General features: G+C 62.6%; 23 protein-coding genes. 11 read left to right on the forward strand and 12 right to left on the reverse strand.

Annotated elements, in window-relative coordinates; translation table 11 throughout:
• Positions 1-74 precede the first annotated feature (74 nt).
• The gene (mgrA, locus tag C4K27_RS01405; protein WP_053259262.1) at positions 75-1112 is read left to right on the forward strand and encodes an L-glyceraldehyde 3-phosphate reductase; all 1038 of its coding nucleotides are present in this window, start codon (positions 75-77) and stop codon (positions 1110-1112) included.
• Positions 1113-1261: 149 nt separating this feature from the next.
• On the opposite strand, the gene C4K27_RS01410 is transcribed toward mgrA, so the two are convergent.
• The 9 genes from C4K27_RS01410 to C4K27_RS01450 form a co-directional block, all read right to left on the reverse strand.
• Positions 1262-1690 carry a type II toxin-antitoxin system VapC family toxin gene (locus C4K27_RS01410; RefSeq protein ID WP_007925281.1) on the reverse strand — a complete coding sequence of 143 codons (429 nt, stop codon included), beginning with the start codon at positions 1688-1690 and terminating at the stop codon, positions 1262-1264.
• Positions 1687-1932 (reverse strand): FitA-like ribbon-helix-helix domain-containing protein, encoded by a 246-nt coding sequence (locus tag C4K27_RS01415; protein ID WP_053259263.1) that lies wholly within the window; start codon positions 1930-1932, stop codon positions 1687-1689. The genes C4K27_RS01410 and C4K27_RS01415 overlap by 4 nt, the downstream gene beginning before the upstream one ends.
• A 127-nt stretch (positions 1933-2059) precedes the next feature.
• Complete coding sequence (tauD, locus tag C4K27_RS01420) at positions 2060-2899, reverse strand: taurine dioxygenase (protein WP_007925276.1); 840 nt, start codon at positions 2897-2899, stop codon at positions 2060-2062.
• Positions 2900-2983: 84 nt separating this feature from the next.
• Positions 2984-3823, reverse strand: a complete 840-nt coding sequence (gene tauC, locus C4K27_RS01425; protein WP_053259264.1) for a taurine ABC transporter permease TauC — start codon at positions 3821-3823, stop codon at positions 2984-2986.
• Positions 3820-4614: a taurine ABC transporter ATP-binding subunit gene (tauB, locus tag C4K27_RS01430; RefSeq protein ID WP_053259265.1), complete on the reverse strand. Its 795-nt coding sequence runs from the start codon at positions 4612-4614 to the stop codon at positions 3820-3822. Before tauB ends, tauC begins: the two co-directional genes overlap by 4 nt.
• Before the next feature lie 95 nt (positions 4615-4709).
• Positions 4710-5687: a taurine ABC transporter substrate-binding protein gene (tauA, locus tag C4K27_RS01435; protein ID WP_007925265.1), complete on the reverse strand. Its 978-nt coding sequence runs from the start codon at positions 5685-5687 to the stop codon at positions 4710-4712.
• Positions 5688-5916: 229 nt separating this feature from the next.
• On the reverse strand, positions 5917-7500 hold the full coding sequence (gene gshA / locus C4K27_RS01440; RefSeq protein WP_053259266.1) for a glutamate--cysteine ligase: 1584 nt from the start codon (positions 7498-7500) through the stop codon (positions 5917-5919).
• A 215-nt stretch (positions 7501-7715) separates the two neighbouring features.
• On the reverse strand, positions 7716-8099 hold the full coding sequence (locus C4K27_RS01445; RefSeq protein ID WP_009046459.1) for a PaaI family thioesterase: 384 nt from the start codon (positions 8097-8099) through the stop codon (positions 7716-7718).
• Positions 8099-10423 carry a Tex family protein gene (locus C4K27_RS01450; RefSeq protein WP_053259267.1) on the reverse strand — a complete coding sequence of 775 codons (2325 nt, stop codon included), beginning with the start codon at positions 10421-10423 and terminating at the stop codon, positions 8099-8101. Before C4K27_RS01450 ends, C4K27_RS01445 begins: the two co-directional genes overlap by 1 nt.
• 360 nt (positions 10424-10783) lie before the next feature.
• On the opposite strand from C4K27_RS01450, the gene ompR reads away from it, so the two are divergent.
• Both ompR and C4K27_RS01460 read left to right on the forward strand, forming a co-directional pair.
• Entirely contained in the window at positions 10784-11524 is a 741-nt protein-coding gene (gene ompR, locus C4K27_RS01455) for an osmolarity response regulator transcription factor OmpR (protein WP_007925257.1), read from the forward strand.
• 107 nt (positions 11525-11631) lie between these two features.
• Positions 11632-12945 carry an ATP-binding protein gene (locus C4K27_RS01460; RefSeq protein ID WP_007925244.1) on the forward strand — a complete coding sequence of 438 codons (1314 nt, stop codon included), beginning with the start codon at positions 11632-11634 and terminating at the stop codon, positions 12943-12945.
• A gap of 121 nt (positions 12946-13066) precedes the next feature.
• Here C4K27_RS01460 and rimK read toward each other — a convergent pair whose 3' ends face one another.
• On the reverse strand, positions 13067-13972 hold the full coding sequence (rimK, locus tag C4K27_RS01465; protein ID WP_007931744.1) for a 30S ribosomal protein S6--L-glutamate ligase: 906 nt from the start codon (positions 13970-13972) through the stop codon (positions 13067-13069).
• Positions 13969-14451, reverse strand: coding sequence for a retropepsin-like aspartic endopeptidase RimB (gene rimB / locus C4K27_RS01470; protein ID WP_007931742.1), 483 nt, complete (start codon positions 14449-14451; stop codon positions 13969-13971). Before rimB ends, rimK begins: the two co-directional genes overlap by 4 nt.
• Before the next feature lie 219 nt (positions 14452-14670).
• Here rimB and C4K27_RS01475 point away from each other — a divergent pair, with 219 nt between their 5' ends.
• Positions 14671-15069, forward strand: a complete 399-nt coding sequence (locus C4K27_RS01475; RefSeq protein ID WP_053259268.1) for an RNA-binding S4 domain-containing protein — start codon at positions 14671-14673, stop codon at positions 15067-15069.
• Positions 15070-15209: 140 nt separating this feature from the next.
• Here the strand turns inward: C4K27_RS01475 and C4K27_RS01480 are convergent, their stop codons facing one another.
• Entirely contained in the window at positions 15210-16013 is an 804-nt protein-coding gene (locus tag C4K27_RS01480) for a phosphatase PAP2 family protein (protein ID WP_053259269.1), read from the reverse strand.
• Positions 16014-16114: 101 nt separating this feature from the next.
• On the opposite strand from C4K27_RS01480, the gene hslO reads away from it, so the two are divergent.
• From hslO to C4K27_RS01515, 7 genes are all read left to right on the forward strand, one after another.
• Positions 16115-17017: an Hsp33 family molecular chaperone HslO gene (hslO, locus tag C4K27_RS01485; protein WP_007931739.1), complete on the forward strand. Its 903-nt coding sequence runs from the start codon at positions 16115-16117 to the stop codon at positions 17015-17017.
• A 179-nt stretch (positions 17018-17196) separates the two neighbouring features.
• Positions 17197-18738, forward strand: a complete 1542-nt coding sequence (locus C4K27_RS01490) for a phosphoenolpyruvate carboxykinase (RefSeq protein WP_053259270.1) — start codon at positions 17197-17199, stop codon at positions 18736-18738.
• Between the two features lie 302 nt (positions 18739-19040).
• The gene (locus C4K27_RS01495; RefSeq protein WP_053259537.1) at positions 19041-20243 is read left to right on the forward strand and encodes a colicin E3/pyocin S6 family cytotoxin; all 1203 of its coding nucleotides are present in this window, start codon (positions 19041-19043) and stop codon (positions 20241-20243) included.
• On the forward strand, positions 20240-20470 hold the full coding sequence (locus C4K27_RS01500; RefSeq protein ID WP_009041706.1) for a DUF7683 domain-containing protein: 231 nt from the start codon (positions 20240-20242) through the stop codon (positions 20468-20470). Before C4K27_RS01495 ends, C4K27_RS01500 begins: the two co-directional genes overlap by 4 nt.
• Entirely contained in the window at positions 20463-20663 is a 201-nt protein-coding gene (locus tag C4K27_RS01505) for a bacteriocin immunity protein (protein WP_081002206.1), read from the forward strand. Before C4K27_RS01500 ends, C4K27_RS01505 begins: the two co-directional genes overlap by 8 nt.
• A 164-nt stretch (positions 20664-20827) precedes the next feature.
• Positions 20828-22003, forward strand: coding sequence for a tetratricopeptide repeat protein (locus tag C4K27_RS01510; protein ID WP_053259271.1), 1176 nt, complete (start codon positions 20828-20830; stop codon positions 22001-22003).
• A 69-nt stretch (positions 22004-22072) separates the two neighbouring features.
• Entirely contained in the window at positions 22073-23197 is a 1125-nt protein-coding gene (locus tag C4K27_RS01515) for a polysaccharide deacetylase family protein (RefSeq protein ID WP_053259272.1), read from the forward strand.
• Positions 23198-23209: the final 12 nt, after the last annotated feature.

A 23209-nucleotide genomic window follows, 5' to 3' on the forward strand; every position in this document is an offset into this window, starting at 1 on the left:
GACGACCGCGGCGCGGTCGATCGCGAAACCTGAAGGCTTCAAACCACAGCGTCCCGCCAATGAGAGAGGATTCGATGACTTACCTTGCTGCCGAAAACCGCTACGACTCCATCCCCTACCGCCGCGTCGGACGCAGCGGCCTGGTGCTGCCGGCGCTGTCCCTGGGCCTGTGGCACAACTTCGGCGACAGTACGCCGATCGACACCCAGCGTTCGTTGCTGCGCACCGCCTTCGACCTGGGCATCAACCACTTCGACCTGGCCAACAACTACGGCCCGCCCTATGGCAGCGCCGAGATCAATTTCGGTCGTCTGTTGCGTGAAGACTTCAAGCGGTATCGCGACGAGCTGATCATCTCCAGCAAGGCCGGTTGGGATATGTGGCCCGGTCCGTATGGCCAGGGCGGTGGCTCGCGCAAATACGTGCTGGCCAGCCTCGACCAGAGCCTGCAGCGCCTGGGCCTCGACTATGTGGATATCTTCTATTCCCACCGCTTCGACCCGGACACCCCGCTGGAAGAAACCGCCAGCGCCCTGGCCACCGCGGTGCAGCAGGGCAAGGCGCTGTACATCGGTATCTCGTCTTACTCGGGGGTGAAGACCCGTGAGATCGCAGCCTTGCTCAAGGAGTGGAAAGTGCCGCTGCTGATCCACCAGCCGGCCTATAACCTGCTCAACCGCTGGGTGGAAAAGGATCTGCTGGACACCACCGAAGAACTCGGCGCCGGGGTGATCGCCTTCACGCCGTTGGCCCAGGGCCTGCTGACCGACAAGTACCTCAATGGCATTCCCGAGGATGCGCGGGTCAACCGCCCGGGCGGTGGTTCGCTGCAAGCCTCGCACCTGTCCGAGGCCAACCTCGCCCATGTGCGCGCCCTCAACGAAATCGCCCAGCGTCGTGGCCAGAGCCTGGCGCAACTGGCCCTGGCCTGGACCCTGCGCGATCCGCGGGTGACCTCGGCCCTGATCGGCGCCAGCCGGCCGGAGCAGATTGTCGAGAACGTCGGTGCATTGCAGAACCTGAACTTCAGCGCCGAAGAACTGGCAGAGATCGATCGTTTTGCCCGCGAAGGCGGGATCAATCTGTGGGAGAAGCCTTCAACCGCGGAATAGAGCCTACCGTCATGTTGCAAGGCTGCCGCGGCTTCTGTAGGAGCCAGGCTTGCCGGCGATCCAGAGGGCATGTGCTGTCAGGCATGCCGCCATCGCGAGCAAGCTGCGCTCCTACAGGGGATCTGTGTCGGACTGGACTCTGTGGCCGTTCAGATTTCGAGTGGCAGCCAGGGGTTGATAACGATCAACCCGGTGTCGCTGAAGTCCTTGGCGTTACGGGTGGCGATCGCCGCGTCGTGGACGCGGCATATGGCCGCAATTTGCGCATCCACCAGGCTGATCGGACGCCCCAGGCTTTCCCGGTGCGAAATCAGATGGGCGTAGTAAAGAGCCGCCTGGGTCCCGAAGGGCACGATGCGGTCGATGAAATCTTCCTCGAACATCGCCAGGGCCGACGCATGGAGCATCTGTTTGCGCTTGCCGTGGGGCAGGCGCGCGATGCCGTGAAGAATCTCGGCCATGGTCATGGCGCTGATGTAGAGGTCTTCGACAGGTTGCGCTTCGATCCACAGCAATACCGATGCGTCCGGTTGGGGACGCATCAGTTCCGACAGCACATTAGTGTCGAGCACGATCATTCGCCCAGATCCACCACGCGTGCCGGCTCGGTACGTTCGGGCAGCTCAAGCTTCGCTCCGCCAGCCTCGGCAAAGCGTGCCCGGATACGACTGGCCAGGCCTTGGCTGTCGGCTGTTCTGTTCAGGGCGCGGCGCAAAATCAAGCGGGCTTCTTCTTCCATGGAGTGGCCGTTGTGGGCGGCTTCTATGCGCAGGCGCTCTTTGATGTGGTCGTCCAGGTTTCGGATTGTCAGGCTGGCCATGGGTTCCTCCGAATGAAATCAATGCAATCATTGATAGCATAGCCGTGCATCATCGAGGGTGGACAACCACTTGTCGTTTGGTGACGCCGCAATCACCCGCCAGTCCTGCTGCAGTCATGAGTATCGGTTATCGGAAAAACGGCACATCTCCGAGAATCGTCGCGCGGTGCATCACGCGGCGTTGCGGACGGTAGTCGTCGACCGCGTAGTGCTGGGTCACGCGGTTGTCCCAGAAGGCCACGTCGTTGATCTGCCAGCGCCAGCGGATGGTGAATTCCGGGCGGGTGGCGTGGGCGAACAGCAGTTTCAGGATGACTTCGCTTTCGCTGTCCGACAGCTCGTTGATCCTGGTGGTGAAGCCTTCGTTGACGAACAGCGACTTGCGCCCGCTGACCGGGTGGGTGCGGATCACCGGGTGCGACAGCGGCGGGTTTTTCCGCTTGGCTTCTTCCCAGCGCGCCAGGTCTTGCGGGGTATTGCCGAAGCGCTCCAGGGGAAAGGACTTGATGAATTCGTGAGTCGCGGTCAGGCCCTGCAGCAGGTTTTTCATCGGCTCCGAGAGCGCCTCATAGGCCGCGATGCCGCTGGCCCACAGGGTATCGCCACCGTAGGCCGGCAACAGCTTGGCGCTGAGCACCGCGCCCAGGGCCGGGGTCGGCAGGAAGGTGACGTCGGTGTGCCAGATGGCGTTGTCGCGTACGTCGGTTTGCGCGGTGTCGAGGATCAGCACTTGCGGCTGTTCCGGCACGTTGGGGTAGATCGGATGGATATGCAGGTCGCCAAAGTTCGCCGCGAAGCGCGCCTGTTGCTGCGGGTCGATCGGCTGGTCGCGGAAGAACAGCACCTGATGCTGGAGCAGCGCCTGCTCGATGATGTCGCGCTGTTCGCTGGCTAGCGGTTGGCTGATATCGACGCCGCTGATCTGGGCGCCCAGGGCGGAGCTTAAAGGGGTGATGGTCAGGCTCATGTCGTTCTCGAATGGAGCGCCGAATTGCCGGCGTGGTCAGTTCTGTCTGTAAGAAATCTTGCCCGCTACAGGGTTACCGGGGTCTCAATGGGCCTGGCCGTGCCAGGGCACCAGCTTGCGCTGCAGGGCGCGCAGGCCCATTTCCATGGCGAAGGCGATCAGGGCGATGACCAGGATCCCCAGTACCACCACATCGGTGACCAGGAACTGGGCGGCGGATTGCACCATGAACCCCAGGCCGCTGGTGGCGGCGATCAGTTCGGCGGCGACCAGGGTCGACCAGCCCACCCCGAGGCCGATGCGCACGCCGGTGAGGATGTCCGGCAGGGCGCTGGGCAGGATCACATGGCGAATCAGCTGGGCCCGGGTCGCGCCCAGGGACTGCGCGGCGCGCAGCCGGGTCGGGTCCACGGTGCGTACGCCGGTGGCGGTGGCGATGGCGATCGGGGCGAAGATCGCCAGGTAGATCAGCAGCACCTTGGACAGCTCGCCGATGCCGCACCAGATGACGATCAGCGGCAGATAGGCCAGGGGTGGAATCGGCCGGTAGAACTCGATCAGCGGGTCCAGCACGCCGCGGGCGATGCGGTTGTGGCCGATGGCGATGCCCACCGGGATCGCGGTCAGCACGGCAAAACCCAGGGCCAGACCGATGCGTCCGAGGCTTGCGCCCAGGTGCTGCCACAGGGTGGAGTCCATATAGCCGCTGGTCACCAGCAGCCAGCCCTTTTGCAGCACGGCGGAAGGTGGCGGTAGGAACAGCGGTTCGATCAGGCCGCTGGCCGTCACTGCCCACCACAGGGCGAGCAGCACGACCAGGGTCAGCACGCTGATCCAGCGAGTGCTCAGGCTGCGGCGCAGGGGCACCGTGGTGTGCGGGTTAGCGGCTTTGGTCGTGGTGGCCGGAAGGTCGTAGCTGTTCATGCGCGCTCCTGCCGCAAGACGGCACTGCGTTGGGAGAACACCCGGGCCAGCACGTGTTCGCGGGTTTCGATAAAGCGTGGATCGGACTTGATTGCCCGGGCCGATTCGCCGGCCGCGTAACGCCGGCCGAAGTCCAGGCTCAAGCGCTCGACGATTTGCCCCGGGTTGGGAGCCAGCAGGATCAGGTCGGTGGCGAGGAATACCGCTTCCTCGATGTCGTGGGTAATCAGGAACACCGGCTTGGCGGTGCGTTGCCAGACTTGCAGCAACAGCTCCTGCATCTGCTCGCGGGTGAAGGCATCGAGGGCGCCGAAGGGTTCGTCCATCAGCAGCAGCCGTGGGTCGGCGGCCAGGGCGCGGGCCAGGCCCACACGCTGGCGTTGTCCGCCGGAGAGCTGCCAGATGCGCCGTTTGTCGAAGCCGGCCAGGTCCACCAGCGCGAGCATTTCCCGGGCGCGGGCTTCGCGCGGGTCGCGGGCAATGCCGGCCAGTTCGAGGCCGAAGCCGACATTGGCCAGCACGTCCTGCCAGGGCAGCAGGGCATCGTCCTGGAACACCACGCCGCGTTCGGCGCTCGGGCCGGCGACTGGCACGCCGTCCAGGGTGATGCGCCCGGCGCTGGGCTCGACGAAACCGGCGATCAGGTTCAACAGCGAAGTCTTGCCACTGCCGGAAGGGCCGAGGGCGACCAGCAGCTGCTGGGGCCCGAGCGTCAGGGAAATATCCGCCAGCACCGGTTCGGCGGCGCCGGGGTACTGTGCGCTGATGCGCTCCAGTTGTAGCAAAGCCATGGCGGCGCGCTCCTTGTTCAAATGCAGCCTTTGTCGAGGTGAGACGCTGTACGAGAAGCGCCGGGCCTGGGCCCGGCGACCTCTGCGGCTGACCTTCAGTGGGTGATGTACTTGGCGCTGACGTATGGCGCGTAATCCGGCAGTACCGCCTCTACCTTGCCCTGTTCCTTGAGGAACACCGCGGTGTCGGTGATGGCCTTGGTGGTCGGCGCGCCAAGGCTGATGACCTGGTCGGCCGCCAGTGGGTAGACGTTGCCCTGCAACAGCAGCGGAATGTCGCTGGCCTTGGCGCCGGAGAGTTTCACCAGCTTGTCGACGTTGCTCTGCTCAGCCAGCCAGGCTTTTGGGTCCTTGCGGTAATCGGCGTAGGCGTCGAGGGTCACCTTGGCGAAGGCGGTAACGATTTGCGGGTGCTTCTCGGCGAAGTCCTTGCGCACGATCCAGGCATCGAAGGTCGGCGCGCCGAACCGGGCCAGCTCGCCGGAGGTGATCAGCACCTTGCCGTTTTCCTTGGCCACGCCCAGCGCCGGGTCCCAAACGTAGGTGGCGTCAATGTCGCCGCGCTTCCAGGCAGCGATGATCGCCGGTGGCGCGAGGTTGAGAATCTGTACTTTCGCTGGGTCGATTTTCCAGTGCTTGAGCGCGGCCAGCAGGCTGTAGTGACCGGTGGAAACGAAGGGCACGGCGACTTTCTTGCCGACCAGGTCCTGGGGCGTGTTGATCCCGGATCCGTCGCGGGCCACCAGGGCCTCGGCGGCGCCGATCTGGGTGGCGATGAGGAAGGTTTCCACCGGCACCTTGCGGGTGATCGCGGCGGTCAGCGGGCTGGAGCCGAGGTAGCCGATCTGCACGTCACCCGAGGCGATGGCGGCGATGATGTCGGCGCCGTTGTCGAACTTGCGCCAGTCGATCCTGGCCTGGGTGGCCTTTTCGTAGGTGCCGTCGGCCTGGGCGACTTTCGCCGGATCGACGGTGGTCTGGTAGGCGACGGTGACATCGGCTGCCTGGGCGAACAAGCTCGCGGTAGCCAGGGATACGGCCGCCAGAAGGCGAAGGGGAAAGTGCATTTTCATCATGAAGCTCCTCGACAGGCGGCCAAGTGTGGGCGTGGGAGGAGACTAAATGATCTAAGAATCTAAAAATAAATAACTTTTTAGAATTAGCTTAAAAGAGGAATCTTCTAAAGAGAGCACTTTTTTGAAGGGGAGCGCTTTGCGCTCCATCGCGGGCAAGCCTCGCTCCTACAGGACGGCACTGTGTAGGAGCGAGGCTTGCCCGCGAAAAGCGCCGCAGGCGCTTAGCTCAGTTACTGATCGCCAGGATACTCGCCTGGTACGAGCCGACAAACACGTCGAAATCACCGACTTCGTTGCGTTCCAGCTCGGTCTGTTGCAGCAGGGAGCTGCGCGCGGCTTCTTCAAAACGCGCCTGGTCTTCCTTGCTCAGGGGCTCGCTGCGGAAGAACTCGGCGTGGGCCAGGCTCTGGCGCAGGGAGAACTGGCTGAAGCTTTCCTTGTGCTCCTGCATGGCGGCCAGGACCTGGGCCGAAGGCGTCAGGGACGAATCCTTGACCTTGGCCAGCTGGGCGTCCAGTGCCTTGCTGTGGGCGTCGCTGCCGTGGCTGCGGTCGAGCAGGGCGGCCAGCGGCGCGATCTTTTCCAGCAGTTCGCCGGCCCACTCCTTGAGCTCCACCAGTTGTCCCTGGCGCAGCAGGTGCAGGCCCGGACGACGACCTTCCTTGACCACCTTGAGGAAGTTCGAGGTGGCATTGCCGCACTCGTTGTTTTCCAGCAGCGGACTCTCGTTGAGCGCGCAATACAGCAGGAAGGCGTCGAGGAAGCGGGCTTCCTGCACGTCGATGCCCATCGGCAGGAACGGGTTGATGTCCAGGCAGCGCACTTCGACGTACTGGATGCCGCGGGCCATCAGCGCCTGGATCGGCCGCTCGCCGGTGTAGGTCACGCGTTTCGGGCGGATGTTGGAGTAGTACTCGTTTTCGATCTGCAGGATGTTGGTGTTGAGCTGGACCCACTCGCCGTCCTGGTGGGTGCCGATCTCCACATAAGGCGCGTATGGCGTGGCGACGGCCTTGCGCAGGCTGTCGGTGTAGCTGTTCAGGTCGTTGTAGCAAGGGGTCAGGCCGGCCTGGGCGTTGCTCTGGTAGCCCAGGTCGCTCATGCGCAGGCTGGTGGCGTACGGCAGGTACAGGGTCTCGGCGTCCAGCTGTTCCAGCTGGTGCGAGCGACCGCGCAAGAAGCCCGCGTCCAGCGCCGGCGAGGCGCCGAACAGGTACATCAGCAGCCAGCTGTAGCGGCGGAAGTTACGGATCAGCGCGATGTACGCCGACGACTGATAGTCGCGGTCGCTGCCGACGAAACCTTCGGCCTGCTTGAGAAGCGGCCAGAGCTGCTCCGGCAGGGAGAAGTTGTAGTGGATCCCGGCGATGCACTGCATGGTCTTGCCGTAACGCAGGGCCAGGCCCTTGCGGTACACGTACTTGAGCTGGCCGATGTTGGAGGTGCCGTAATAGGCGATCGGGATGTCTTCCTCGGCCGGCAACGGGCACGGCATCGATGGACTCCACAGGTACTCGTTGCCGAGCTTGCTGTAGGCGAAACGGTGAATCTTGTCGAGGCTGGCCAGGGTGTCAGCCGGATCGGCCAGGGCCGGAGTGATGAACTCCAGCAGCGACTCGGAATAATCGGTGGTGATCTGTTCGTTGGTCAGCGCGGAACCCAGTTCTTCCGGGTGCGGGGTCTGTGCCAGGCGCGCTTCGCCGGTCACGCGCAGGCATTCGCGCTCGATACCGTGCAGGCACTGCTCGAGCAGAGAGAGGTTAGCGCGCTCGCCGAGCAGAGCCAGGCGGCGGTTGAGAAGTTCGCTCAAGTTGGATTCCTTCACGCGTCAGTCGCCCCAATATGGGGGTGGGCAGGACGGTCTACAAGGGTGAAGTTGAAACTGGCGTTTTCGCCTGGTCGTTGAGCCTTGCCGGCCCGCTTTGCAACGCCATTGCTTCATCCTTGATCTGGCTCTTGCACGCGCAAAAAAACTCCGGCGCCGTGTGTGCAGCGCCGAAATTAACTCAAATCGAGGTTGAGGGGCTATAGAACAGCGAACGTGCCTTGTGCTTTAGCGACCAGTTTGTCGCCTTGCATCACATCGGCCTCGACCACCAGGGTGCGGCGGCCCGGGTGGAGCACCCGGGCGTGGCAGATCACGTCGCCCTCGGCGACGGCGCGGATGTAGTTGATCTTGCACTCGATGGTCGCGCTCTGCTGGTCGAAGCCGTGGGAGCTGGAACAGGCCAGCCCCATGGCAATGTCGACCAGGCTGAAGATCGCCCCGCCGTGCAGCTTCTGGCCGCGATTGCGCAGCTGCGGCGTCAGCGTCAGGGCGACGTCGGCTTCCCCGACCTCCAGGCGCTGCAGACGACAGCCGAGCAGTTGGCTGAACGCGCTTTCGGTCAAGCCGGCCGGGATCTCCATCAGCGTTTCTTCAACTGCTTGGCATTGGCGAACAGCGACGCCATGGCGTTGTTGGTCGGGGCCGCGGTCACGGTTTCCTTGCGCGGGGCGCTATTGCCCGACGAGCGTGGCGCCGAGCCTGGGCGCGAACCACGAGCGCCGTCGATCTTCTCGCCCGGGGTGTCGCTCATGCGCATCGACAGGCCGACGCGTTTGCGCGGGATATCGACTTCCATGACCTTGACCTTGACCACGTCGCCGGCCTTCACCGCCTCACGCGGGTCCTTGATGAACTTCTCCGACAGCGCCGAGATGTGCACCAGGCCGTCCTGGTGCACGCCGATGTCGACGAAGGCACCGAAGTTGGTGACGTTGGTCACCACGCCTTCGAGGATCATCCCCAGTTGCAGGTCCTTGAGGTCTTCGACGCCTTCCTGGAACTCGGCGGTCTTGAACTCGGGACGCGGATCGCGGCCCGGCTTGTCCAGTTCCTGGAGGATGTCAGTGACGGTTGGCAGGCCGAAGGTCTCGTCGGTGAACTTCTTCGGATCCAGGCGCTTGAGGAAGCCGCTGTCGCCGATCAGCGAGCGGATGTCGCGGTCGGTCTCGGCGGCGATGCGCTGCACCAGCGGGTAGGCTTCCGGGTGCACCGCGGACGCGTCCAGAGGGTTGTCGCCGTTCATCACACGCAGGAAGCCGGCGGCCTGTTCGAAGGTCTTTTCACCCAGGCGGGCAACCTTCTTCAGCGCGGCGCGGGTCTTGAACGCACCGTTTTCATCGCGGTGGCTGACGATGTTCTGCGCCAGGGTGGTGTTGAGGCCGGAGATCCGCGCCAGCAGGGCCACGGACGCGGTGTTGACGTCCACGCCGACGGCGTTCACGCAGTCCTCGACCACCGCATCCAGGCCACGGGCCAGCTTCAGCTGCGACACGTCGTGCTGGTACTGGCCGACGCCGATGGATTTCGGATCGATCTTCACCAGCTCGGCCAGCGGGTCCTGCAGGCGGCGGGCGATGGACACCGCGCCACGGATCGACACGTCGAGGTCGGGGAATTCCTTGGCGGCCAGTTCCGACGCCGAATACACCGAAGCGCCGGCCTCGGAGACCATGACCTTGGTCATGCGCATGGCCGGGTATTTCTTGATCAGCTCGGCGGCCAGCTTGTCGGTTTCACGGCTGGCGGTGCCGTTGCCGATGGCGATCAGGTCCACCGAGTGCTTGGCGCACAGCGCGGCCAGCACGGCGATGGTCTGGTCCCACTTGTTGTGCGGTACGTGCGGGTAAACGGTGGCGTGGTCCAGCAGCTTGCCGGTGGCGTCCACCACCGCCACCTTGCAGCCGGTGCGCAGGCCCGGGTCGAGGCCCAGGGTCGCGCGCGGGCCGGCCGGAGCGGCCAGCAGCAGGTCGTGCAGGTTGTGGGCGAAGACGTTGATCGCCTCGGTTTCGGCGTTGTCGCGCAGCTCGCCCAGCAGGTCGGTTTCCAGGTGGGTGTAGAGCTTGACCTTCCAGGTCCAGCGCACCACTTCGCCGAGCCACTTGTCGGCCGGGCGGTTCTGGTTCTGGATGCCGACCTGCTGGCCGATCATGCCTTCGCACGGGTGCATGGTGCCCGGCAGTTCGTCGCCGACTTTCAGCGCGGAGCTGAGGATGCCTTCGTTGCGGCCACGGAAAATCGCCAGGGCGCGGTGCGACGGCATGCTCTTGAGCGGTTCGTCGTGTTCGAAGTAATCACGGAACTTGGCGCCTTCCTCTTCCTTGCCGGCGATCACGCGGGCACTGAGGGTGGCTTCCTGCTTGAGGTAGTTGCGCAGCTTGTCCAGCAGGCTGGCGTCTTCGGCGAAGCGCTCCATGAGGATGTACTTGGCGCCTTCGAGGGCGGCCTTCACATCGGCCACGCCTTTTTCCGCGTCGACGAAACGCGCGGCTTCGCTTTCCGGGGTCAGGTTCGGGTCGTTGAACAGGCCGTCCGCCAGTTCGCCGAGGCCGGCTTCCAGGGCGATCTGGCCCTTAGTGCGGCGCTTCTGCTTGTACGGCAGGTAGAGGTCTTCGAGGCGGGTCTTGGTGTCGGCGAGCTTGATGTCGCGGGCAAGTGTAGGGGTCAGTTTGCCTTGCTCCTCGATGCTGGCGAGGATGCTGATGCGCCGTTCGTCGAGTTCTCGCAGGTAGCGCAGGCGCTCTTCCAGATGACGCAACTGGGTGTCATCGAGGCTGCCGGTCACTTCCTTACGGTAGCGGGCGATGAAGGGCACGGTGGAGCCTTCATCCAATAGAGCGACGGCCGCTTCGACCTGTTGTGGGCGTACGCCGAGTTCCTCGGCAATGCGGCTGTTGATGCTGTCCATAAAACCACCTGACAAATTGTGAAGCAGGCTCGCCGGCACGGAAAATTGGCCTCGGCGAGTCTGGTTGAGCGGCCTGGCGTGCGCCGCTGCCTGGATCAAAAGGCTGCCTGTTGACCCGTGAAATCGAACAATTACTGCCTGGCCGGGAAAAATAAAAAGTGGCCACGGGCGGTAACGATCAGACGTTGCCTGACACAAAAGGCGGCGCATTATAACCAGCGTTCCAGTCTTCGGGGGTATCGGCCCACTGGCGGCCGACGGCGGGTTTTCTGGCGGTAGAGGAAAAATCTGCTAACAATGCACACGGTGCGTATAACGGCAGCTACGCCATAATGCGCACCGAGATAAAAGGAGCATCTGATGAGCAGCACTGCACAAACTGCCGAAGGCGAAAAAATTCTTATCGTTGACGACGACCCCGGGCTGAGCAGCCTGCTGGAGCGCTTCTTCGTCAGCAAGGGCTACCGTGCCCGCGCGGTTCCCAACACCGAGCAGATGGACCGTCTGCTGGGTCGCGAAGTCTTCAACCTGGTCGTCCTCGACCTGATGCTGCCTGGCGAAGACGGCCTGACCGCATGCCGCCGCCTACGCAGTGCGAACAACCAGATCCCGATCATCATGCTCACCGCCAAGGGCGACGAGCTGAGCCGCATCAAGGGCCTGGAACTGGGCGCCGACGATTACCTGGCCAAGCCGTTCAACCCCGACGAGCTGATGGCGCGGGTCAAGGCCGTGCTGCGTCGCCAGTCGGCTCCGGTGCCGGGTGCGCCGGGCAGCGAAGACGAAAACGTCACCTTCGGCGACTACGAACTGTCCCTGGCCACCCGCGAACTCAAGCGCGGCGCCGAAGTGCACATGCTCACCACCGGTGAGTTCGCGGTGCTCAAGGCCCTGGTGATGAACGCTCGCCAGCCGCTGACCCGCGACAAACTGATGAACCTGGCCCGTGGCCGCGAGTGGGATGCCCTGGAGCGTTCCATCGACGTGCAGATCTCCCGCCTGCGCCGGATGATCGAGCCCGATCCGTCCAAGCCGCGTTATATCCAGACGGTCTGGGGCGTGGGTTATGTGTTCGTGCCGGATGGCACCACCACCAAGTGACCGATGATTTGTAGGAGCGAGCGCCCGGGCCGGAAAACGACCCGGGCGCTCGCATTCCGCAACTCTGCGAGCGCGGCTCGCTCCTGCAAAGCGTGTAATGGCTGTTTATGAAAACCCCGCTGTGGTTCCCGCAAAGCTTCTTCTCCCGCACCCTCTGGCTGGTGCTGATCGTGGTGCTGTTCTCCAAGGCGCTGACCCTGGTTTATCTGCTGATGAACGAGGACGTGCTGGTGGACCGCCAGTACAGCCACGGCGTGGCCCTGACCCTGCGTGCCTATTGGGCCGCCGACGAATCCAACCGCGACCAGATCGCCGAGGCCGCCGGGTTGATCAAGGTGGTCGGCAGCGGTGTGCCGGCGGGCGAGCAGCATTGGCCCTACAGCGAGATCTATCAGCGGCAGATGCAGGCCGAGCTGGGCGCCGACACGGAAGTGCGCCTGCGCATGCATGCGCCGCCTGCGCTCTGGGTGCGCGCGCCGAGTCTGGGCGACGGCTGGCTGAAAGTGCCGCTGTATCCGCATCCGCTGCGGGGGCAGAAGATCTGGAGCGTGCTCGGCTGGTTCCTGGCGATCGGCCTGTTGTCCACGGCGTCGGCGTGGATCTTCGTCAGCCAGCTCAACCAGCCGCTCAAGCGCCTGGTCTATGCCGCCCGGCAATTGGGGCAGGGGCGCAGCGTGCGCCTGCCGATCAGCGATACGCCGAGCGAGATGACCGAGGTGTACCGCGCCTTCAACCAGATGGCCGAGGACGTGGAACAGGCCGGGCGCGAACGCGAGCTGATGCTGGCGGGGGTGTCCCACGACCTGCGCACGCCGCTGACCCGCCTGCGCCTGTCGCTGGAGTTGATGGGCAGCCACAACGACCTGACCGACGACATGGTCCGCGACATCGAAGACATGGACGCGATTCTCGATCAGTTCCTGGCCTTTATCCGCGACGGTCGCGACGAATCGGTGGAGGAGGTCGATCTCAGCGACCTGGTGCGCGAAGTGGCGGCGCCCTACAACCAGAACGATGAAAAGGTGCACCTGCGCCTGGAACCGATTCCACCGTTCCCGTTGCGTCGGGTGTCGATGAAGCGCCTGTTGAACAACCTGATCGGCAACGCGTTGAACCACGCAGGGACGGAAGTCGAAGTGGCGGCCTATGTGTCGGGCGACACCAGCGCGCCTTATGTGGTGCTGAGTGTGATGGACCGTGGCGCGGGTATCGACCCGTCGGAGCTGGAGGCGATCTTCAACCCCTTCACCCGCGGCGACCGTGCCCGGGGTGGCAAGGGCACCGGCCTGGGCCTGGCCATCGTCAAGCGGATCGCCTCGATGCACGGCGGCAATGTCGAATTGCGCAACCGCGCCGATGGCGGCCTGGAAGCGCGGGTGCGCTTGCCGTTGGGATTGTTGCTGCCCAGGGATGCGGTTTGAGCTGTAGCCGCTGCCGAAGGCTGCGATAAGGCCGGGCCACGCTGGTCGCAGGACCTTCGCTCGATTTGCGAATGCTGCGTCTGCTACGCAGCCGATCGCAGCCTGCGGCAGCGGCTACAGCTCAGCCTTTTCCTTTGGTCCGGGTCATGTTCGGGCCACCGTTTTTCTCGATGTGCTCGATGATGATCCCCGCCACGTTCTTGCCCGTGGTGGTCTCGATGCCTTCCAGGCCCGGTGAGGAATTCACTTCCATCACCAGCGGCCCGTGGTTCGAGCGCAGGATATCCACGCCCGCCACGCTCAGGCCCATGACCTTGGCCGCGCGCAGGGCGGTCATGCGTTCTTCCGGGGTGATCTTGATCAGGCTGGCGCTGCCGCCACGGTGCAGGTTGGAGCGGAACTCGCCGGGCTTGGCCTGGCGCTTCATCGCGGCAATCACCTTGTCGCCGACCACGAAGCAGCGGATGTCGGCGCCGCCGGCTTCCTTGATGTACTCCTGGACCATGATGTTCTGCTTCAGGCCCATGAAGGCCTCGATCACCGACTCGGCCGCGGTGGCGGTTTCGCACAGCACCACGCCTATGCCCTGGGTGCCTTCCAGCACCTTGATCACCAGGGGGGCGCCGTTGACCATCTCGATCAGGTCGGGAATGTCGTCCGGCGAGTGGGCGAAGCCGGTCACCGGCAGGCCGATACCGCGCCGGGACAGCAGTTGCAACGAGCGCAGCTTGTCCCGCGAGCGGGCGATGGCCACCGACTCGTTGAGCGGGAACACACCCATCATTTCAAACTGGCGCAGCACCGCGCAGCCGTAGAAGGTCACCGAGGCGCCGATCCGTGGAATCACCGCATCGAAACCTTCCAGCGGCTTGCCGCGGTAGTGGATCTGCGGTTTGTGACTGGCAATGTTCATATAGGCACGCAGGGTGTCGACCACCACCATTTCATGGCCACGCTCGGTGCCGGCTTCGACCAGGCGACGAGTGGAATACAGACGCGGGTTACGCGACAGCACAGCGATCTTCATGCAACACCTGTGGCAGAGGTAGTGGACACCGGGAACACCGGTTTGTCTTGAACGTATTTGATCCCTGGATTGACCACCAACTGGCCATCGATCAGGGCTTTGGAACCGAGCAACAGGCGATAGCGCATGGCCTTGCGGCAGGCGAGGGTGAACTCCACCCGCCAGACCCGATCGCCGAGCGCCAGGGTGGTGCTGATCACGTAGCGCACCTGTGCCTGGCCGTTGGAGCTTTTAATGGTTTTCATCGCCACCAGCGGTGCTTCGCAACGCCGGTGACGCAACTGCACCACGCTGCCCAGGTGCGCGTTGAAGCGCACCCATTGCTCACCGTCGCGCTCGAACGGCTCGATCTCGGTGGCATGCAGGCTGGAGGTGCTGGCGCCGGTGTCGATCTTGGCGCGCAGGCCGGCGACTCCCAAATCCGGAAGCGCCACCCACTCGCGCAGACCCACGACGGTCAAATGGTCAAATGTCTTCAAATGTGCTCAACCGCTGAGGAACCCGCTCGTACCGTCAAGCGGCCGAATTCGCGGTATTCACGCAGAATAATGGGTAAAAGGCGACAGATATCTAGGCCCGGATCCACAGCGCCCGGACGGGCTGCTGCGAAGCCTCGCATTCTAAACCGAGCCATCGCAATTCATGGCACGAGAGAAACGGTAGTACAGTTCGAAAATATTTCAGAATGAGGACATGCCATGGCACAAAAAGCCGAAGACGACGACAAGGTCCGTCTGGATAAATGGCTGTGGGCGGCGCGCTTCTACAAGACCCGTGCCCTGGCCAAGGCCGCCATCGAAAGCGGCAAGGTGCACCACCGTGGCGAGCGCTGCAAACCGGGCAAGGAGCCGAGGGTCGGCGACGAGTATGAGATACGCACCGGCTTCGACGAGCGCACCGTGGTGGTCCAGGCCCTGTCGATCGTGCGTCGTGGGGCGCCGCAAGCACAGGCTCTCTATACGGAAACCGCAGCCAGCATCGCCAAGCGGGAAAACGCCGCCGCCCTGCGCAAGGCCGGCGCCCTGGGTGTGAGCACCGATGGCAAGCCGACCAAGAAACAGCGGCGCGACCTGTTCAAGTTCCACAGCCACGAATAAACAAGACGCTTTGCTTCTGTAGGAGCGAGGCTGCCCGCGATCAGCTGCGAAGCAGCGGTTGCAGCCCTTTCATGATCTTCATGAAAGAGCGCAACCGCTCAGCCTCTTGAACATGAACCGGCGGCTACAGGCAACGGTAATCAGGCCGTAGCCCGCACCACGCTCAGGCGCGACAGCAGCGGTAGCTTGCCCAGCAGGTTGAACAGCGGGTTGGTCGCCCGCAGCAGGAAGTCCGAGGCCTTGGCCGCGTACGGGGTGTAGTAGCCCCAGCCGAGTGCCCAGACCGCTAGCAGTACGCCACCGATATAGTCGTCCTGGCCCCAGTGCGCGCCGGCCACCAAGCGCGGCATCATGAACAGCAGGGTCAGGCCCCAGATCACCAGGAATTGGCCGACGCCGCGGCTGAACACACTCATGAACAGCGCCCAGATCAGCAGCACCGAGGCGTGGTCACCGGGGAAGCTCTGGCTGGAACGGTCCTTGAGCTCCCAGGTTTTTTCCCAGTGCGGGAAATAGTCACTCATGTGCACGGCATCCTGGAGCATCATCGACGGGCTGTCGTGCTGCCAGCCCATGGCGTCGGCGAGCCTGGAGAACAACAAGCGGATAATCAGCATCAAGACCAGGATCGACAGGAAGCCGAAAAAGGCCCGGCGCACGTCCACGGCCTTGAACACCCAGTCACCGCGGATCAAAAGGGTCAGCAGGATCAGCCCGACTATCGCGTCGAAAGGCCGCAGGCTGGCCACGGCCCAGATATGCAGCCAGGTGGAGTTGCTCGCAAGGGGAGCATTCAGCAGGCGGAACAGCCATTCGTCGAACATCACACAAAGCATGTGCCCGCTTGGCCATAACCAGAAACCCAGCAGTGCCAGAGGGAGCAAATTGCACAACACCAGCTTGCCGAGGTTCCACCTTGCTTGGAACAAACCCGGATTGTTCATAAAATGCCTCCAATGGCAGAAAATCGCGCACCGTAACAGTGCAAAAAACGCAATTTTCATATCTTGTAACCATTTTGTCATCACTTCAGATACCCAAACCTATGACTCATTTGCCGGATACCGACTTCACCCAACGCTTCATCTTCGATGACAGCGACGCCCGCGGCGAGCTGGTGGCGTTGGAGCGCAGCTATGCCGAAGTGCTCGCCAAACACGCTTACCCGGAGCCGGTCGCGCAACTGCTCGGCGAGCTGATGGCGGCGGCCGCGCTGCTGGTCGGCACGCTGAAGTTCGATGGCTTGCTGATCCTCCAGGCCCGTTCCGAAGGCCCGGTGCCATTGCTGATGATCGAGTGCTCCAGCGAGCGCGAGATCCGTGGCCTAGCCCGCTACGACGCGGAGCAGATCGCCCCGGATGCGACCCTGGCCGACCTGATGCCCAATGGCGTGCTGGCCCTGACCGTCGACCCGACCCACGGCCAGCGCTACCAGGGCATCGTCGACCTGGATGGCGCCACCCTGTCGGAATGCTTCACCAACTATTTCGTCATGTCCCAGCAGGTCGGCACCCGTTTCTGGTTGCATGCCGACGGTCGTCGCGCCCGTGGCCTGTTGCTGCAGCAACTGCCGGCCGACCGCCTCAAGGATGAAGAAGAACGCGCCGCCAGCTGGCAGCACATCACCGCGCTGGGCAGCACCCTGACCGCCGACGAACTGCTGAGCCTGGACAACGAAACCGTGCTCCATCGCCTCTACCATGAAGAAGCCGTGCGCCTGTTCGATGTGCAGCCGTTGCGCTTCCGTTGCAGCTGCTCGCGGGAACGCTCGGGCAATGCGCTGGTCAGTCTGGGTCTGGAAGATGCGCAGAAGTTGGTGGTCGAACACGGCGGCAGCATCGAGATCGATTGCCAGTTCTGCAACGAGCGCTACCTGTTCGATGCGGCCGATATCAGCCAATTGTTCGCCGGAGCGGGTGTCGAGTCGCCGTCAGATACTCGTCACTAAAACGGTTCAGCGCAGGTAAATCACCTGGCAAGCGCCGGATTAACGCCGTTCTGACGGGAGGGCCCTACTCTTTTTGGGCTTTTCTGGCATAATCCGGCGCACTTTTTTCGCGGTAGTAGTGCACGACTTTCTACTACAAAACGTTTGGAGCACTCGGCCACTGGCCGACGGGGAACCTCATGACGCAAGCCAATAACGCCGTGTACACCGATCTGAGTGTTGATGATCTGGTCAAAGAAGCCCTGAAGCGCGGTGAAGGCGAGCTTGCCGATACCGGCGCGCTGGTTGTTCGTACCGGTCACCGTACCGGCCGTTCGCCAGTCGATCGTTTCATCGTTGAAGAGCCGAGCACCCAGGACGCTATCGCCTGGGGCCCGATCAACCGCAAGTTCCCGGCCGACAAGTTCGATGCCCTGTGGGCTCGCGTCGAGGCATTCAACAACGCGCAAGAGCATTTTGTTTCCTATGTGCATGTAGGTGCTTCCGACGAGCACTACCTGGCCGTGAAGATGACCACCCAGACTGCCTGGCAGAACCTGTTCGGTCGTTGCCTGTTCATCAACCCGGCCCAGTACAACCCGGCTGGCCGTGACGAGTGGCAGGTGCTCAACGTTGCCAACTTCGAATGCGTTCCAGAGCGTGACGGCACCAACTCCGACGGTTGCGTGATCCTCAACTTCGCTCAGAAAAAAGTGCTGATCGCCGGCATGCGCTACGCCGGTGAAATGAAGAAAGCCATGTTCTCGGTACAGAACTTCCTGCTGCCGGCCGCCGACGTGCTGCCGATGCACTGCGCTGCCAACATCGGCGAAGAGGGCGACGTGACCCTGTTCTTCGGTCTGTCCGGCACCGGCAAGACCACCCTGTCCGCCGATGAAAGCCGTTACCTGATCGGTGACGACGAGCACGGCTGGGGCGAGGGCGTGGTGTTCAACATCGAAGGCGGTTGCTATGCCAAGTGCATCGACCTGTCCGAGAAGAACGAGCCGGTCATCTGGAAAGCCATCAAGCATGGCGCGGTGCTGGAAAACGTTGTGCTGGACGACGCCAAGAAGGCTGACTACGCCGACGGCAGCCTGACCCAGAACAGCCGCGCCGCCTACCCGCTGGAGCACGTCGAGAAGCGTTCCGAGAAAAACCTCGGTGGCGAACCGAACGCCGTGATCTTCCTGACCTGCGACCTGACCGGCGTACTGCCGCCAGTCTCGATCCTCAGCGAAGAACAAGCTGCCTACCACTTCCTGTCCGGCTACACCGCTCTGGTGGGCTCGACTGAAATGGGCTCGGGCGCTGGCATCAAGTCGACCTTCTCCACCTGCTTCGGTGCACCGTTCTTCCCGCGTCCGGCAGGCGTTTACGCAGAGCTGCTGATCAAGCGCATCCGCGGCTTCGGCTCCAAGGTCTACCTGGTCAACACCGGCTGGACCGGCGGTGGCTACGGCGTTGGCAAGCGCTTCAACATCCCGACCACCCGTGGCGTGATCGCCGCCATCCAGAGCGGCGCTCTGGTCGGTGCCGAGACCGAACACCTGGACACCATCAACCTGGACGTGCCGCTGGCCGTTCCAGGCGTCGAAACCGGCCTGCTCAACCCACGCAACACCTGGGCTGACAAAGCCGCCTACGACGAGGCCGCCAAGGCCCTGGCCGGCCTGTTCATCGAGAACTTCAAGAAGTTCGACGTGAGCGACGCCATCAAGGCTGCTGGTCCGAAGCTGTAAGCATCGGGCAAGTGGTTCAAGAAGCCGCCCTTCGGGGCGGCTTTTTTGTGGGCGTCATTCAGTCCTGTTCAAACACTAGGCGGCTTGTCCGGGCGGTTCAATAAGCCAGATTCGACGCGATTTGTAAGGTAAATCCTTGTGTCCTGCCGTAGACCGTTTAGGGCCAATCGCAGGGCATGAACGAAAAAGAAAAGTCGCTCGACCAGCTCGGATTTGCCTGACAGCCAAGGTCCCCTCGCACTGGTTAACGTGAGATCCCCCGGTTGAAGGCCGGGGTTTCCCAGGCGACCGAGCAAAGGACTATGGCCCGCAACAAGGATGTGCCCCAGGTATGGCAGCACTACGACGCTGACGGCGGTGGTTATCGTCGCCTGCGCGATATGACTGCGAGCGAATTGGCCGAGCGTGATGAGGCGCAGCAGGGTTACGAGCAGATGCTCGCTCGTCAGCAGGTCTATGAAGAGCGGCTGCCGAGCACACAGGTGGAATCGCAACCAACGCCCGTCGGTTGTGTATTTGCCAAGTCTTGCAAGCTGCCGAACGCAATCATCGACTACGTCACCCCGACGGGCTTCATACCCACTGATTCGGTGGCGAATTACGGCGCGTTGACGCTGCTGGGGGGGCGCGAGGTCAAGGCGGGTGGGCGCGTGCCTCTCAGGCGTATCAGCGGTGCGCTGCCGGCCAATCTCGGTGCCTTGACCCTGGGTGGTGTCTCCGTGGGTTCTGGTACCACCGGCAGTGGCCTGGGGCTGATTTCCTCGGGCGTGGCGGCCGGTGCGTTGCTGGGGCTGGTGGCCTTGCTCGCTCCATCGAGTTTGGGTGACGGCGCGCTGTACAGCGAAGAGCAACTACGCAACCTCAAGCAGGCCCGCACCCGCTTACGACTGCGGGTCGAACAGCAGGCCGATGGCAGCCTCAAGGGCTACGGTTTCAACACCCAGGGGCGCCGCGAGTGGGAAATGATTCCGGTGGCTGAATTCGAGGTTCGTGATGAGCAGCAAGTGGCCGATCTGGGTGATGGCATCACCCTTATCTGGACTCCAGCGGTGGACCCCTCGAGCACCGCAGGGATACCACCGCTGGAAGCGGCGCCACAGACACCACCGATCTGGGTTTTCCCGCCGACGGAAGCGGCGGAACGGATCATCGTCAGCCCAATTTATCCGCCGGAGTATCGGGATTTTATTTTGGTGTTTCCGCCGGGGTCTGGAGTTCAGCCGCTGTACATTGTGCTGAGCACACCGGTATCAGGATATGTTCCTGCACCGAGCGCCTTGCCTGGCTTTCCTGATGCTATTAGGGCAAAGCGGAAAACTTCTGTCCAAGGAGGTGGTGGGCGGCGTAAGCGATGGAAAACGGCAAAAGGACTCATTTTAGAATGGGACTTTCAACATGGCGCAGTTGAAATGTATGACAAGCACGGCCGCCATCTTGGCGAATTTGATCCGCTTACTGGTGAGCAAACTAAAGCAGCCGACAAAGCAAGGAGCGTAGAACCATGAAGTTTCTCGTTGAGGCTTTTGACAAGAAAACCGAGATGTTGGTTTTTGACGTAGAGCTGCCGGCCGACTGTGACGAGCGGGTGAAAGAGATCATGGGCTGGACAGTGGACCCTCAAGGTTGGGAAGGCTATGACCTGAGTGCAGAGCAGTTGGTGGAGTTTGAAAAGATCACGGAGAAGAAATTTGATCTCTGCGCATACGATTTCCAACTGACAGCTAATGGCTGAGTATTTTCGGAGGGGCACTGAAAAAGAAGTGGATGCGCTTGTACCCCATTTCCAAAAGTTGAGAGAAGACCCAGCAGGCTCCGATCTGATTTTCTACCCAGAGGACGGTGCCGATGGCTCGTCCGAAGGCATCACACGGATAGTGAAGGAGTGGCGAGCGGCTAATGGTTTGCCCGGTTTCAAATCTGTCTGAAAAGGTTTTGCCATCCCGGCCCCTCAGCAAACTTCAGGGGTTCCCGCAGCCTCCATCTTTCCCAATGGATTAGCAAGCAAATCCCGAAAAAACTGTGTATCGTGCGCGCGAAATCTGCCGGGTACCTTTGGGTGCCGACTTCATACACTTAAAGGGAATTAGGTATGCGATTGTTTCGCGTGACTTCGATTTTTTCGTTGTGGGCATTGGCGTTTTCGGTGACGGCGCAGCAGTTGCCGGTCGAGGTGCTGAGTGCGGTGGTCAAGGACCAGAAGATCGCCGACGCCGAAGTGCTGGTGCAGCGCAATGGCGCACAGAGCGTGGTCGGTCGTACCAATGCTCAAGGCCAGGTGACCCTGACCACCGACTTCGCCGATGACCCCAGCAACCTGCTGATCATCAAGAAACCCGGCTATTCCAACCTGGTGGTCAAGTGCCCGTGCAGCGGCATGACCTATGCCATCAGCCCGGTGATGCAGAACCTCGACGGTCTGCGCGTGGTGCTGACCTGGGGCGCGAACCCTAGCGATCTCGATTCGCACATGATCTTCCCGGGCAACAACATCTACTTCCGCAACCAGCAAGGCGATGACGCCCACCTGGACGTCGACGATGTCGACAGCTACGGCCCGGAAACCATCACCCTGGAAAAGAAACACTACGGCGAAAGCTATGTGTACGCGGTGCATGACTACAGCAACCAGAGCCGCCCGGCGTCCCGCCAGCTCTCTGCCAGCCAGGCCAAGGTGTTCGTGTACATGGGCCAGTCGCTGGTGCGCACTTACTACGTGCCGCAGGACCGCAGCGGTAACCTGTGGACCGTGTTCCGCATGACCGGCAATGGCGACTTCCAGGACATCAACACCCTCAGCGGCGTGACCGTCGACGCGCAGGACGTGCTGAACGAAGTATCGCCGCTGCTCGACGACAAAGTGGAAGTGGCCGCTGTCGCCGTCAGCAGCAGCGCGCAAGTCGATGCGAAAACCCTGAACCGCAAGGGCGAAGAGGCTTACCACGCCGGTAACCTGCAGCAAGCCATCGACTTCTACCGTCAGGCCATCGAGCTGAACAACGGCTACGGTCAGGCCTACAGCAACCTCGGCCTGGCCTATCAGAAAGCCGGCAACACTGCCGAGTCGATCTGGGCCAACCGCAAGGCCATCGCCCTGGCCAGCGGCAACTCGGCGGCCACCGTGCGCGCCAGTTCCTACTACAACATCGCGCGGATCTACGAAGCGGCCGGCCAGTTTGCCGATGCCCTGCGTCACTATCAGTTGGCCAAGCAGCAGAAGGCCAACCCGGTGTACGACAAAGCCATCGAGCGTGTGCAAAACCGTTGATTCACGGGTGTTGATCTGACCCCCATAACGCGCCGTCCCACGGCGCGTTATGCATTTATGGAGGTTGTTATGCGGGTTCTGGTTGTTGCTTTGATGTTGTCCCTGTGGACGGCCGTTGCCCAGGCTGCCGGCCCGATGGTGTTCGCCACTATCGACCGCAGCACCTGGCCGGGTTCGCTGGCCACGCAAGTGGGTTTCGATACCGCCTCGCGCGCGGAAATCCTGATGTTCGGCAAGGCCCTGCTGGCCAGCGAGACGCTGGACGATATCAGCCTCAAGCAGCGCCTGGGCGTCAAGGCGCTGGACCATCATTCGGTCGAGCAAGTGCGCGATCGTTTCTGGATACGCCTGCTCAGCAGTTACCACAGCGCCAGCCAGGACTGTGAAGGTGCCGCCTTCTGCCCGCCGGTGCGTAACCTGGATGACTTGCGGCAACTGGCCCAGAGCTTCACCGGGACGGTCAGCCCGGCCTATGACGCCTGGGCCCAGGCAAGCCGCCAGTTTCATGAGCAGTATCTGAACGAACAGCTGCGCCTGGCGGCCTTGTTTCCGAAGATCAGCAGTGAGATCGAGCGTTTCGACAGCGCCGAGCTGATGGGCGACGAATTGGCGGATCGGCAGTTTCTGCTGACCTTCGACGACGGCCCGACAGCCGCGGGCGGCCACACCGATACGTTGGCCAACGTGCTGCGGGCTAACGATCTGCACGGATTGTTCTTCGTCCTGGGCGAACCGTTCCAGGCGCGTCTGCGCAAATCGTCGCCGGCGCAAATGCGCGAGTTGTACAGCGGCCAGTGCGTTGCCCTGCATGGCTGGGCGCACAAGTCCCACAGCGCCTGGAGCGAATGGCAGCAGTCCATCACCCGTTCCGCGACCCTGGTGCGCGGCACCTTGCCGGATGACTACCAGCCGCTGTTCCGTCCGCCTTATGGCCAGCGTTCGAGTGACAGCCCGGCGTTCTTCAAGGCCCAGGGCATCAAGGTGATGCTCTGGGGCGTCGACTCCCAGGACTGGAGCAAGAGCATCAGCGCCAGCGCGGCGAGCCAGCGGGTGCAGACGCTGATGCTGCTGTGGCGGCGAGGGATCATTCTGTTCCACGATATTCACAACAAGGCGCCTGCCGCAGTGCCGGCGCTGATCGCCGCGAACAAGAGCAATGGCGTGAAGTGGGTGGATTGCCGCGTGACGCGCTAAGAGCACGATTTT

It is taken from the genome of Pseudomonas chlororaphis subsp. chlororaphis, assembly GCF_003945765.1.
Lineage (GTDB): Bacteria > Pseudomonadota > Gammaproteobacteria > Pseudomonadales > Pseudomonadaceae > Aquipseudomonas > Aquipseudomonas chlororaphis.

Coding starts and splice junctions, on each gene's coding strand:
- tauB (WP_053259265.1), bottom strand. CDS start 4,614: ATGGCTTTGCTACAACTGGAGCGCATCAGCGCACAGTACCCCGGCGCC.
- C4K27_RS01445 (WP_009046459.1), bottom strand. CDS start 8,099: ATGGAGATCCCGGCCGGCTTGACCGAAAGCGCGTTCAGCCAACTGCTC.
- tauC (WP_053259264.1), bottom strand. CDS start 3,823: ATGAACAGCTACGACCTTCCGGCCACCACGACCAAAGCCGCTAACCCG.
- C4K27_RS01415 (WP_053259263.1), bottom strand. CDS start 1,932: ATGGCCAGCCTGACAATCCGAAACCTGGACGACCACATCAAAGAGCGC.
- C4K27_RS01495 (WP_053259537.1), top strand. CDS start 19,041: ATGGCCCGCAACAAGGATGTGCCCCAGGTATGGCAGCACTACGACGCT.
- C4K27_RS01480 (WP_053259269.1), bottom strand. CDS start 16,013: ATGAACAATCCGGGTTTGTTCCAAGCAAGGTGGAACCTCGGCAAGCTG.
- C4K27_RS01505 (WP_081002206.1), top strand. CDS start 20,463: ATGGCTGAGTATTTTCGGAGGGGCACTGAAAAAGAAGTGGATGCGCTT.
- C4K27_RS01510 (WP_053259271.1), top strand. CDS start 20,828: ATGCGATTGTTTCGCGTGACTTCGATTTTTTCGTTGTGGGCATTGGCG.
- mgrA (WP_053259262.1), top strand. CDS start 75: ATGACTTACCTTGCTGCCGAAAACCGCTACGACTCCATCCCCTACCGC.
- tauA (WP_007925265.1), bottom strand. CDS start 5,687: ATGAAAATGCACTTTCCCCTTCGCCTTCTGGCGGCCGTATCCCTGGCT.
- C4K27_RS01490 (WP_053259270.1), top strand. CDS start 17,197: ATGACGCAAGCCAATAACGCCGTGTACACCGATCTGAGTGTTGATGAT.
- C4K27_RS01515 (WP_053259272.1), top strand. CDS start 22,073: ATGCGGGTTCTGGTTGTTGCTTTGATGTTGTCCCTGTGGACGGCCGTT.
- C4K27_RS01460 (WP_007925244.1), top strand. CDS start 11,632: ATGAAAACCCCGCTGTGGTTCCCGCAAAGCTTCTTCTCCCGCACCCTC.
- C4K27_RS01500 (WP_009041706.1), top strand. CDS start 20,240: ATGAAGTTTCTCGTTGAGGCTTTTGACAAGAAAACCGAGATGTTGGTT.
- ompR (WP_007925257.1), top strand. CDS start 10,784: ATGAGCAGCACTGCACAAACTGCCGAAGGCGAAAAAATTCTTATCGTT.
- C4K27_RS01450 (WP_053259267.1), bottom strand. CDS start 10,423: ATGGACAGCATCAACAGCCGCATTGCCGAGGAACTCGGCGTACGCCCA.
- hslO (WP_007931739.1), top strand. CDS start 16,115: ATGACTCATTTGCCGGATACCGACTTCACCCAACGCTTCATCTTCGAT.
- tauD (WP_007925276.1), bottom strand. CDS start 2,899: ATGAGCCTGACCATCACCCCTTTAAGCTCCGCCCTGGGCGCCCAGATC.
- rimK (WP_007931744.1), bottom strand. CDS start 13,972: ATGAAGATCGCTGTGCTGTCGCGTAACCCGCGTCTGTATTCCACTCGT.
- C4K27_RS01475 (WP_053259268.1), top strand. CDS start 14,671: ATGGCACAAAAAGCCGAAGACGACGACAAGGTCCGTCTGGATAAATGG.
- C4K27_RS01410 (WP_007925281.1), bottom strand. CDS start 1,690: ATGATCGTGCTCGACACTAATGTGCTGTCGGAACTGATGCGTCCCCAA.